At 24.4% G+C, this 11641-nt stretch carries 18 protein-coding genes; all 18 read right to left on the bottom strand.

Annotated elements, in window-relative coordinates:
- Nucleotides 1-231: 231 nt before the first annotated feature.
- Nucleotides 232-495, bottom strand: a complete 264-nt coding sequence (locus OYV_RS05235) for a DNA adenine methylase (protein WP_081931906.1) — start codon at nt 493-495, stop codon at nt 232-234.
- A 139-nt stretch (nt 496-634) separates the two neighbouring features.
- Complete coding sequence (locus OYV_RS00555) at nt 635-964, bottom strand: single-stranded DNA-binding protein (RefSeq protein ID WP_011160416.1); 330 nt, start codon at nt 962-964, stop codon at nt 635-637.
- Nucleotides 965-1195: 231 nt separating this feature from the next.
- Nucleotides 1196-1801 carry a sigma-70 family RNA polymerase sigma factor gene (locus tag OYV_RS00550; RefSeq protein ID WP_011160415.1) on the bottom strand — a complete coding sequence of 202 codons (606 nt, stop codon included), beginning with the start codon at nt 1799-1801 and terminating at the stop codon, nt 1196-1198.
- 117 nt (nt 1802-1918) lie between these two features.
- On the bottom strand, nt 1919-3586 hold the full coding sequence (locus tag OYV_RS00545) for a hypothetical protein (protein ID WP_011160414.1): 1668 nt from the start codon (nt 3584-3586) through the stop codon (nt 1919-1921).
- Nucleotides 3587-3787: 201 nt separating this feature from the next.
- The gene (locus OYV_RS05500) at nt 3788-3919 is read right to left on the bottom strand and encodes a hypothetical protein (protein ID WP_269077274.1); all 132 of its coding nucleotides are present in this window, start codon (nt 3917-3919) and stop codon (nt 3788-3790) included.
- An 82-nt stretch (nt 3920-4001) separates the two neighbouring features.
- Entirely contained in the window at nt 4002-4313 is a 312-nt protein-coding gene (locus OYV_RS00540; RefSeq protein WP_011160413.1) for a hypothetical protein, read from the bottom strand.
- A gap of 78 nt (nt 4314-4391) precedes the next feature.
- Nucleotides 4392-4553: a hypothetical protein gene (locus OYV_RS04930; RefSeq protein WP_172642331.1), complete on the bottom strand. Its 162-nt coding sequence runs from the start codon at nt 4551-4553 to the stop codon at nt 4392-4394.
- Nucleotides 4554-4741: 188 nt separating this feature from the next.
- Nucleotides 4742-5650, bottom strand: a complete 909-nt coding sequence (locus OYV_RS00535; RefSeq protein ID WP_148169630.1) for a hypothetical protein — start codon at nt 5648-5650, stop codon at nt 4742-4744.
- Nucleotides 5569-6231: a hypothetical protein gene (locus tag OYV_RS00530; RefSeq protein ID WP_042067650.1), complete on the bottom strand. Its 663-nt coding sequence runs from the start codon at nt 6229-6231 to the stop codon at nt 5569-5571. Before OYV_RS00530 ends, OYV_RS00535 begins: the two co-directional genes overlap by 82 nt.
- Nucleotides 6207-6560 carry a hypothetical protein gene (locus OYV_RS00525; protein ID WP_011160410.1) on the bottom strand — a complete coding sequence of 118 codons (354 nt, stop codon included), beginning with the start codon at nt 6558-6560 and terminating at the stop codon, nt 6207-6209. Before OYV_RS00525 ends, OYV_RS00530 begins: the two co-directional genes overlap by 25 nt.
- Nucleotides 6561-6693: 133 nt before the next feature.
- The gene (locus OYV_RS00520; RefSeq protein ID WP_041624613.1) at nt 6694-6888 is read right to left on the bottom strand and encodes a hypothetical protein; all 195 of its coding nucleotides are present in this window, start codon (nt 6886-6888) and stop codon (nt 6694-6696) included.
- Between the two features lie 117 nt (nt 6889-7005).
- Nucleotides 7006-7272 (bottom strand): hypothetical protein, encoded by a 267-nt coding sequence (locus tag OYV_RS00515; RefSeq protein ID WP_041624611.1) that lies wholly within the window; start codon nt 7270-7272, stop codon nt 7006-7008.
- 167 nt (nt 7273-7439) lie between these two features.
- Entirely contained in the window at nt 7440-7979 is a 540-nt protein-coding gene (locus OYV_RS00510; RefSeq protein WP_011160409.1) for a hypothetical protein, read from the bottom strand.
- Complete coding sequence (locus tag OYV_RS04790; RefSeq protein ID WP_148169629.1) at nt 7976-8158, bottom strand: hypothetical protein; 183 nt, start codon at nt 8156-8158, stop codon at nt 7976-7978. Before OYV_RS04790 ends, OYV_RS00510 begins: the two co-directional genes overlap by 4 nt.
- Nucleotides 8159-8249: 91 nt before the next feature.
- On the bottom strand, nt 8250-8777 hold the full coding sequence (locus OYV_RS00500) for a hypothetical protein (RefSeq protein ID WP_042067647.1): 528 nt from the start codon (nt 8775-8777) through the stop codon (nt 8250-8252).
- Nucleotides 8778-8989: 212 nt separating this feature from the next.
- The gene (locus OYV_RS00490) at nt 8990-9640 is read right to left on the bottom strand and encodes a hypothetical protein (protein WP_011160407.1); all 651 of its coding nucleotides are present in this window, start codon (nt 9638-9640) and stop codon (nt 8990-8992) included.
- 108 nt (nt 9641-9748) lie between these two features.
- The gene (locus OYV_RS00485) at nt 9749-9937 is read right to left on the bottom strand and encodes a hypothetical protein (RefSeq protein WP_041624605.1); all 189 of its coding nucleotides are present in this window, start codon (nt 9935-9937) and stop codon (nt 9749-9751) included.
- Nucleotides 9938-10754: 817 nt separating this feature from the next.
- Nucleotides 10755-11641: hypothetical protein (locus tag OYV_RS00480; protein WP_042067644.1), on the bottom strand; the 887-nt coding region annotated here is incomplete at its 5' end.

The following is an 11641-nucleotide window of genomic DNA, read 5'->3' as shown; positions in this document are numbered from 1 at the left end:
TATTTTTCTTTTTTTGACATTTTGATTATATTGGTTTAATAAATGTTTAAAAGCTTGTTTTTGGTTCTTTTGGTTGCAATATTGGTAAATATAATTTTCTATGGCTTTGACCTTGTTAACAAAATGATGGGTATTTTGGAAACTTTGTTTCCACATAGTGATTAATTGATTATCATTATCGTTTAAAATCGCTTTTGATGGTTGTAAATAAAAATAAAGAACCCCGCTTTCTTAAAAAGGTTCGTAATAAGTTTTAAATTGTTTGGGTAAATGAGAAATAATTTGAGACAAAAGTTTTTTCTTACAACCAATCCAATTGATTTCATCTTTCTTCTCCTTATTCCATAAATAAAATAAAAAGAAAATATCAGAAAAGATGGCGATTGTAGCGTTAAATTTTAATCCTAATTCAAAATTGAAAAATAAAGCCATAATATTACTAATGATGAAAAATAAATAGGAAATGGTTAATAAAATAGGATATCTTTTTTTCATTTTGTCTCCTTTATTTTTTTATTTCTTTTGGCGCCCTTACCAATAATTGTGTGTTTTTTTCAAATAAAAAACCCCTTTTCAAAAGGGGTTAAATGATTAAGTTTATTTGATTATTATTGAGTTCTATGAATTGATTGTTTTAAAAAGGTAAAGTTTCTTGAGGTTTATTATCTAAAAAGATCACGTTTTGAAGAATAACTTTAGTGTTAATTTTAGTTTGACCTTCATTATTCGTATATTTTTGAATGGATAAAATCCCTTCAAGATAAATTTTCGAACCTTTATGTAAATGTTTCTTCATATTTTCGGCTTGTTTTCGAAAAGCGACACAAGGGATGAATTGGGTTATCTCTTTGTTATTAACTGCTAATTGAAAATCGATTTTAGGGATTTGTTCGTTGTTTGAATTTATATATTGTTTTTCTAAATCATGACTGAGACGGCCGATTAATTGAACTTTGTTTAACATAATTTTATTTTTCTTTCTTTTTGATATATTTTTTTAATTTTTTCATTATTAAAACTTTTGAAAACAAATGTATTGGACGATTATCTAATTTGTTGATGTTGGAAACGTTTATTACTGTTGTTTCAAAAGTTTTATGTTTGGTTTTGATATAAAAAAAGATTACTTTGAAAGTAATCTGGTTTTTTTTATTGTTTCAAATAACTAGTTTAACGTCATTACGGACGAGAAAGGTTAATGTTTTTTTAATTTCTTGATAGCGATGTTTTTAATATTTTCTACTTGTTTTAAAGATAAATTAAGTTTTTCAGCGATTTCGGCGTTGGTATAACATCTTTGATAATCTTCGTTGATATTCCCTAAAGGAACGCCAAAACTTAAATGGATAATTTTGAATTTGGTTTCGCTTAATTTAGCTTTCATTTTTTTTAAAAATTTTTCATGCTTAACTTGTTTTAACCATAATTGATGAGGGTTTAGTTTATTTATTTGATATGGTTCATAAAATTCTTCTCGAAAAGAAAGGTTATCAGTTTTATGATTTTTTTGTGGGATTGAAGGAGAATGGCTTTTTCTTATTATTTCTCTTATTTCCGATTTGATGGTTGGTGTAGCGTAAGCCATAAAGTCATATCCTAAATCTTGGTAATGATTGAGGGCTTTGATTAATCCTAAAATGCCTTCTTGATATAAATCTTTTTTAGTTAAAACTCGAGGATAATATTTAAATTGATAAACTAGTTTTTTTACCAAAGGCAAATGAAGTTCGATTAATTGATTACGAATTTCTAAATTCTGTTTATTTTTTAAAAAATCTTTAAATAATTCTTGTCTTAACATTTAATTCCTTTCTAAAAAAGTTTTTAGAAAAGATAGGGAATTATTTTTTTAGTCTTGAAAGAAAAAAAGACTAACTGAATAGTTAGTCTTAAAGATTTTTTAAAAAGCAAAAAGTGTCTAAAGTTTTGGAACAGGGCAATCAGATCTGATTTGTTTACGGTAAGGTTCATAGATATCAACCCAACCATAACTTTTATTTTTGTGTTCTAAAGATTGTCTTTTTAAACAAGGAGCTTCGTTATCACGATGATTTTTTCCTTCTTCGCTTAGATCTGTTTGTAAAAAAGTAGGTAATTGAAAATTGTTAGGATCAGATGGGTTTGTGGAATTATTTGTTTGAACATTATCAGAAAAAGGAAAAGCAGATATGGGTGTGTTTCTTTCAATAGGACGAAAAGTAGGAGCAACATGTGTAGATGCACAAAACATGTTAGGTCTTGCATTAGGATTTGCAGTACCTAAATAATCATAAGAATTAAATACTCCTTGCATTTTAGTCTGCATTTCATATTGCAGTTGTTCCATTTCTTCTTGTATCATTTCTGGAGTAAATAATATATTTGGCAATGATTGCACTTGATTTAATTTTTTTCTTTGCCAAAGAGCTTGGGCTCTTTTGTTAAATTCTCGTTGGGTGTTTTCTATTTTGGATGCAGTTTCTTGGAGTGTGCGATTAGTATCCATTAAATGTTGGTAATTGCATCTTTGAAAATCCATATCTTGCATTATTTGAAGATCATGTTCTATTTTGTTTCTATTTTGAATAGGTTTTTCATAAAGTTGAGAGTTGTTTTTAAAATCTTGTATAAATGTGTTTAATGCTAAAATTTGTGATGCATTATATAAAACTTTTTTATTCACAATAGCATGTTTAATATTTGTTATATAAGTTTGCATGGAAACATATAAAAGATAATTATTGTAGAATTGTTCTTCACTTAAAGGAGTGCCATTTGGAACAGCTAACTGTTGGACAAAATGGTTAATATTGGATAAGTAAGATAAAATTTCATTTTGAATAAATTTTTCAATATCTTTTTGAATTTCATCTTCTTTTTTTAACTTATCCATTGTTTTTTTTAAGACTTCTTGTGGAAATTTATTAGAAGCAAAATCTGGTAATGTTAATAAATTATCAATTTTTTCTTGAAATATTTCTAAAGGTGTTTTAGACTCCAATGATGAATCTAGAACTTCTTTTAATTTTCTTATTCTTGTATCTTTTTCTGTTTCGTTGGATTTTATATCAAGACTTTTGTATATCTCTTTTAGTACTTTTTTAAATTTTTCTTTTTGTCTAGTTAAAAAATTTTGTCTACTTTCTTCTAATTTAGAATTAATTTGGGTTTCAATTTCTGGATTATATTTTTCAGACTTATATTCTGTGGAATCCCAAATATTTTCAATTTCTTTTATTACATTAAAAGCTTCTTTTTTAAAAGTTAATAAAGGTTTAAAAGAATCTTTCAATTCTTTAATTTGTTTCGCTTTATTATTTATTGTGCCTGATTTTTCCAATTTATATTGTTTATTCCACAACTTAGAAAGTTTTTTTATTTTATTTAATGATTTAATATATATTTGAATTTCTTGATGTTTTTTATAACCTAATATATTGTCTTCTAACATTAAAGTTTGTTTTTCAATAATATCTTGAATGATACTTTGAGTTTCTTCTATATTAGGAATTAAAGCCATATCTTTATGTACATCCAACAATGCTCTTGTTTGAAAAATATTTGATAAGAATTCTTTTATATGATTTTGTTCTTGGAATTCAGGCAATTTTTCTTCTTTAATATATTCAATATTGGCTTTAGTTAGAGTTTTAATATCACAAAAATATCCTGGTTTTTCTGGATTTATATCTTGATTTGTGGTTTTTGTTTGTTCTTGTGAATTTGTTTCATCTTGTTTTGATAGGCGAGATATACCAATAAATTCTTGAATTTTTTTAAATAAATCATCAGTTTGTTTTTGAATTTTTTACTCATTTTGTTGTATTTGTTCTTTTATTAATGTTTTATCTTCTTCTAATTGTTCGATATCATTATTATTTTTTACAACAAATTTTTGTATGAGTTCTGTATATTTATAAATAAATCCAGGTATTGTCATTACTTGTGGTTTTTGTGATTTATTAGTTTGTTTGTCTTCAGGTTTTTCAACGTTAGTATAATTGTCAGAAGTATCGGAAGAATCAGAAGTAACCAGAATTATCGGAAATTAAAGGGGACTTCTCATTTTCAACATTAGTATCATTCGGAGGAGTTGGTTGGTTTTGAGAAGTTTCACTAGTTGGATTATCCAAATTATCTTTATTATCTGTATTCTCTGCAGAAGTTTCAAAATCTTGAGCATTCCCCAATCCAATAAATTTAGTTATAGTTTTTTTAATAGTTTTTTTATTGTCTTCTGCTAATTGGTCTATTGCTTTAAGTTTTTTAATTACTTCTTCTTGAATAGGAGCAAAAAACGCTTGCAATTCACTTTCTAATTGTCTTTCCAGCATTTCAAAATTTGGATCTAAAACTAATTGTCTTTGTAATTTTTTTAATTCTTGTTCTTTTTTAGCAGTGGGCGCTAAAAGTTATTGTAAATCTTTTTCCAATTTATATTGCTCTTGAACTTTTTCAAAAAGAGGAATAAATGTATCAAATAATGTATTCATATAATCAGCATAAAGTTCTGCTTGTTCTTCATAAAAAATACGATAATTTTCTTTATTTTTACGATATTCATTAAAGTCCAAATCAATAGTTTTTTTAAATCTGGTAAGCGCATTGCTAAATATTGTTCTTGAATTTCATTTAATGCATTAACAAAATTAATTTTTTTATCTTGAGTAATACATTCTTTTGTTTGTAAGTTTTTAAGATCTTCTTGCAAAGGAAACAAAATTTGATTAAAATGCTTATATTTTTGAATTTGGGCATATTGTTAAGTTTGATAAGTTAAATCTTGTTTATGGTCTAAAAACCATTTATGATAATAAATTGGTTTCATTAAATTTTTACAACAAGACATAAAAGCTTCTAAAAAAATTCTATTAACATAGGCATTATGACTTTCTTTCAAAAAATCTTGTCTTGAAATATAAGTGTTTTCTTCCATATAATCAAGAATTAATTCATCTTTAGTAATATTATCGTTAATAACAACAATTTTATTATTATTTTGATCAATATGATTTAATTGCACTTCATCAAATATGTTTGAATATTTTGTTTGGTTTTGTTCTGCTTGGCTCAATAATACTTGGATTTTAGTTTCTGTATCTTGGTAATTTTTTAAATCTATTTCTTTTAAATCTTTTTGTTTGTCTTCTATGTCTTTATAGAATTGTTTATTTTGATTCAAACAATTTTTTAGGAAAACATCAAATTCTGATTTAAAAGATTCCAAAGTAGAAGTATCTTGTTCTAAATTGAGTTGTTCAATAAATTTATTAATTTCTTGATATTGTTGTTCTAAAGGAATCAAAACTCTATCGTATTCAAATAAAATTTCTGATTGGGCTTCATCAATTCCTTGAGTCAAAAGATTAATCATTTCTATTTCACTTCTTAAAGGAATGACTTGAGGTGGTTCTAAATCAGAAGTATATTGAGTTTGGATTTCTTGCAATCTTTTATTTAAAACATTTTTAACAATTTTTAAATATTGTTCTAATTGGCTTTTATTTTTACTTTTAGTTGCTAAATATTTATTAATTTTTTCTTGCAACAAACCTGATAATTTGTTTCTTAAAGATTTAATTTCTTGTTCTAACAAAGAAAGTTGTAAAGGCTCATTAGTGGTGGTGGCATCTTGATTTTCATTAGACACTTGACTAGCATCAGTTGGCAATTCAGGCGGTTTTTTTCGTTTTCTTGACTTGTATTAGTGTTTGCTTGATTTGGTTGTGCTTCTGGGTTTGGTGATGGTGTTGATGATTGTTCTTGAGCACTTGGATTTAATGTTGATGGTTGTGTTCCTGGAAGAGATACAGACGAAACAGAACTCGTTTCACCTTGACTATTCTCAGATGCTGAATCATCTAGTAATTGAGGAGGATCACTTTGTGGAGTTAAATTTGATTTTAAATAACTGCTTTTAATAATGAAATTTCTTAAATAATAAACTTTTTTAATTTGATCAAAACGATTTTCAATTTTCATTGCTGTTATTTCAATATTATTTTCTAAATTTTGAAATTTTTCATGCAAAGCTTTTTCTATTTGTTCTAAAAGATTTTTTTTAATTTTATTAATAGAAACTTGAGGATTACAAAAATCTTTTTCATCAATTTGAAGACAACAATCCGGAGATACATCTTTTATTTCTAAATCATTTAATTTAGTATTATGATGTGCTACATTTGTTTCTTTTTGTAATAAGTTTTGTAATTCATCTATGCTGGGTTTTAAGTCTTTATCTTTTTGCCACAAATAATTAAGGCGTCTTTGGCTTTCACAAAATCATTATTATTAGAATTATTATCTGATGCTATATTTTGTAAAAATTCTTGAGCCATCTTATCTAAAGGAAAAAGCAATTGTAAAAAAATATTTTTTTGTTCAGTTAAAAATTGAGTATTTTGAATATTAGGGAAATCTTTATATAAATTAGTGCGAAACTCAATATATTTTTCAGTTTTTTCTTTTGTGTTTTCTGTTTCTTCGGTGTCTTCAGTGTTCCCCAAAGAAAAAAGGGATTGCAAAGATGTATTAAATTGTAATTTAGAAGCATCAACAATTCCCACATCTTTGGTTCTCAAAGAATCATTAATATTAATCTCTATAAACTCTGCTAAATGTTGCTAAACGTTTATTAGTTGTATTTTCTTGTAAATTTTGAATTTCTTGTTGTTTATAAGAATTATTATTTCTATTTTTGGCGTTTTGTGATAGTTATTCAGATTTTTGAATAGCTTCTTGAGATATATTTTGAGTTGCTCCAAATTCAACTACATTTATTGGTTCTTTGTTATCAGCTTTTACAACATTTATTTGTAAATAACTCAAAAGTAAATACAAACTTACACAAATAAATCCAACAATAAACCTATAATTTATTTTACGGTTAAAGGACTTTTTTAAAGACATAGTCTCCTCCTTTCTTTTAGAATTTTTGATATAAAAAGAAATATGATATCACAAATTAATAATTATTTTCTTAATAATTTAAAAGCAATTAAATATTCAATAAATATTTTTTTAGTATTAATATAATGGTAAATCATTATCAAAATATTCTGTAAAAGCATCATTTAGATTTTGTACTGAAATGGAAGGATGTTTTAATTCTATATTTTGTTTTTTACATGTATCATAAGTATATTGCATAGCAGTTAATTTATTTAATTGTTCTTGTAATTTTTGGATTTTAGCTTTGTCTTGTTCAACTTCTGGTTTAGCTTTTTGAGTTTCTTTTAAAAAACATTGAGTAAGAATTTTTTGTTCTTCTTTTTTAGTTTTTTTGCATTCCACCAATTATAACCATGTAAAAATAAACTTAATGCTAATAAAACACTAATAACAATGGAAAATGCATGTTTTTTTAAAAATGATTTGTAATTCATAAAATTACTACCTCTTTATCTATTGTTTTGGTTATTTTTTATTTAATATTTATATATTTATGTTAAATGTTTTGATTATTTGAAATTATAAAGGTTTAGAATATTTTTTTCCTTTAAATATCTATAATGTTTCAGTAATTTATCTGTCATAGGCCAACATCTTTCTAAAACATTAGATATAAAAGTTTTGGCATTATCTTTATTCCAATTAGCTAAATTAATATTATATGAATATTTCCAAGGATAATTTGTATAAAATCCTTTTAAATCACAAGGTTTAGTGTTTGCAATCATCAAATAAGAAATCAATGAAGGAATTGAAATATCTTTGGGGTCTTTTAAAGATGGTGCATATCCATAATAATAAGAATCTTTTACTATTTCGTCTCTAAATTCTTCAAATTGTGATTTAGTAAATGAAAATCTATCTAATAAATCATTAGCTTTTTTGGTTTTGTCATTTTCATAACTACCCCAGTTTATACCTTTTAATTCACTTAATTCAGATGCTGCATTATAATATTTACTTAATTCAGATTTTGGATCAAAAAAATGAGAATATAAAGCATCATAAGGCAAGTTGTTTTTATCTTGGTTTAATTGAGATAAAATCATTTCTTTGAATTTAGTATCAACAGCTTCAAAACTGTTATATATTTTTTTATTTTTTCTTTTTTTTGTTTTTCTACATCAGAAGTATTTTTTTCTATTTTAACCAAATAATCAAGATCTAATAATTCAGTTTTAATTGTACTAATAGCTGTATTTAGTGCTTTTTGTTTGTCTGGGTCCACATTTAATTTATCTATTTCTAATGTTAATTGTCCATTTAATTGTTTTATTTTTTCTTTATAAGTATTATCATTATTTTTACAATTATTAAATTCAATTAAAAGTTTTGTTTTTTTGTTCTTTTTCTTGTTGTTCTTTTTTAGTTGTTGAAGTTTTATTTGTAAGGTTGCTTTCAAATGCTTCTAACTTGTTTTGTGCAGGCATTAATTTGTTTTCTTTATAATTTAATAAATTACTACATTCTTTTTTAAGTTCTTGAAACAATTTATATTGTTTATATAATTTGTGATATAAATAATTTTTATCTAAGTCTTGTTCATAAACATAAAGTTCATTCGTTTGATTAATTTGTAAAACATGAAAATTTTCTATAAAATATTGATTAAAGGTATTTTCATCATAAAAAACATTACAAAATGCTTCTAGTTTATCTGGTTTGTTAGTTTCAAAAGTTTTTTTAATGATATCTTCTTTACCTTTAAAATTGTCTCTAAATTCTTCTTTAACTTGATTTTTCCAAACACCTTGCCAAACTGTTCCTTTGGGACTCAAAACACTTTTATAATCAGAATTAAGAGATTCCAAAATATCACAATAAATATTTTTTTCAAATGTTTGCAAATCTTGAATTTAAAGTTTTTTTCATCATTTCCATAAGAATATACAACATTATAACTATTAGCTAAAACACTATCATAACTAAATTCAGAAGGTTTCTTTTTATCTAATTTATCCCAAGTATTTTTAGTTTCTTTTTCTAAAATAAAAATAAATTTTAAAAGATCCATAAGTGATTTAGGTTTATCATAAAATTCAATTTGGTTTAACAACAATTATAATTGATTACAATATTGTTTTAAAGGAATAGTTTGTTCTTTAAATGCTTGTAGTTCTTTTTTTATTTGTTGTAAATGTTTTTGAACTTCTTGTTTATAAAACTTTAATTTTTGTTTAGCAATATAAAAAAATCTATATTCAAATTTCTTACGCAACATTATTATATTATTAATTATTCTTTCTTGAATAGCTTTGAATTCTTCTACCAAAGAATTAATTTTATTAATAAATCCTTGACATTCCGAATTATGTTTAGAATAATTATTTTTAAAAGTTTTGATTGTTTCTACAAAATTATCTTGGGCACTTGATAATGTTTTAGGATCAAAATAATATGTTTGGGAGCAACTTTCAAGAACACTCTTTAACTTATTGAATTGACTATCTATTGATGACATATTGTCATAATTATTTCCATTTAACAAGGAATCTAAAACTTCGAAACCCCATTCTTTATTGGATAATTTGCTTTCTGATTCTTTTTTATTTTTCTTATATTGCTCATGTTGTTTACGTTCTTCATCTGTTAGTTCATCATTATTTTCATGAGTACTAATAGATTTTCCGATTAAATCTCTTATTTCAGATTTTAGTGTCTTTTGTTCTTCTTGTACTAATTCTTTAAAACTGTTAGGAATATTTTGCAAATATGTATCCTTTTTAATGTCTTCATATTTCGTTTGTTTTAAATATGTATCATGGTTAATATTATAAAAAATATCAGGTATTTCTTTAAATCTTAAATTATGTATTTCTTATGTTAAATCTTGTGGTAATCCTTTGGTTTTTTTGGGATTAGTTTTTTTGGGAAAAAGTTTATCCAACAATCTAAAATACCAAAAACCAAATACCACAACAGCAATAAACAAGACACTTAATAAAACAGTTTTATGTTTAGCTAAAAAATCTTTATAAGGATTTAAAGGCGGAACTGGATTTTGCATATGTTTTAACAAATCTCCTTTTTGGAATTTTTAATAAATATTTAATATTGGTAAAATTATTATTAATTTGCAATTATAGTTAAAAAGGAAACTGTTATTATCTTTTATATTCTTTTATATTTGCAAATATATTAGAACTTCTCAAAACTTTGAGAACCATTAAATAACCAAACCCAAAACTCAATAATTAAATTAACAAACATTTTAGTTTTAAGCATCATCTTTTAGCTCTTTTATTTTAAAAATTATATTTAATCAAATTATAAACAAAATAAAGGCAAAAAGTAAAAAAAATAATACAGACAAAAAATAAGTGGTATTAATAATAAACAATTACATCACAAAGATAAAACAATAAAATAAATATCTTTAAGACATTACATCCATATTTTGAAACGCTCCAATAATTCGCCCCCAGTAAAGAATGAATAATTTTAGTCTGTTTATCTTATTCTTTTTAATTTTAGATATTTTTCATTTAGTTGTTAATTTAATTATAAATAAATGTTTGGATAACTACTTTCTTAATTTAGATATAATTCATTGAAACATTTAAAATAGCAATTTAAAAAATTACCATTAACTAAATTATAACTCAAAAAAAAAAAAAAACGATAAAATTTGCTCACTAATCCTTATATTCTGAGATTTTTCCTTGCAATTTTATAAATAAAAAAAGAGACTTTAAAAAAGCCTCTTTTTGGGATTTAGATTTATTTTGGCAAAATACTTTAATTATTCAATAATTTTAATTCTAAGTTGATAACAAAAACAAAAATAAATCGATAAAATTAACAAAAAAATAAATTAAAATTATTTATCCAATTCTTAATTTAGCAACCAACATATGATTATCTTTAATAATTCTTTCTATATCTATTTGTTGTAAAAATTTCTTTTGGTCTATTTCTTGGGCAATAATATCTAATAAATCTTTATTATTTGCAACAATATTATAAGCTTGTTGAAATAATTTATTCAAATCTACTTTATTTAATTGATTATTTTCCATTAAAAGTTTTTCTATAAATTGAAAATCATCTTCAATTCCTGAAAATATTTTTTCTTTTGGAATTTTGCCTTGATTAGCTAAATACTGTTGCGCAGCTGCACCTCCAAAAGCTTGTAAAACTAATCTTTGCCAACCTTGATTTAATTTTGGATGCCTAACAACTGTTTGTCCAAAAAAAAACATCGAATCAGCGTTCAAATCCGTAGTTGTTTCTTGAATATAAATTTTGGCAACCGAACATAATGCAAAAGGAAATTGCAAAACTATTAAGGCATGTCCTGCTTCATGATAAGCTGTTAGTTGACTAGGAGTAAGGGGTGTTGGTGTTTGCATCATAGAAAAATGCAAAATATTAGAAAAATCAGGTTTTAGGATTTGTCCATTAGCACACCAAATTTCTTTAATAGTTTGTATATTGTCTTGTGTTGGCATATAATATTTAAAAATAGATCCACTTGGTAAAATCACTTGTGTAAGCAAACAAGAGTCTAAAAAACCTTCAATAATTATGCCATTTGGTTGGATTTCTCTTAAAAATTTTTTTTCTTCTTGGAAAATAGAACAATTAAACTTTTTATTTTGGTGCTCTTTGGCTTGTATGGCAATTTGCATCACTTTATTATCGCGGTGTTCTTTGCCTTCTTTCATTAACTGAGTTTCCAAAAGTTCAGGCATTAAAGGAATATATTTTT

The sequence above is a fragment of the 'Chrysanthemum coronarium' phytoplasma genome, assembly GCF_000744065.1.
In the GTDB taxonomy this organism is placed as follows: Bacteria; Bacillota_I; Bacilli_A; order Acholeplasmatales; family Acholeplasmataceae; genus Phytoplasma; species Phytoplasma asteris.
Note: the sequence above shows the minus strand (reverse complement) of the source record. Positions and strands in the feature narration are given on the sequence as shown.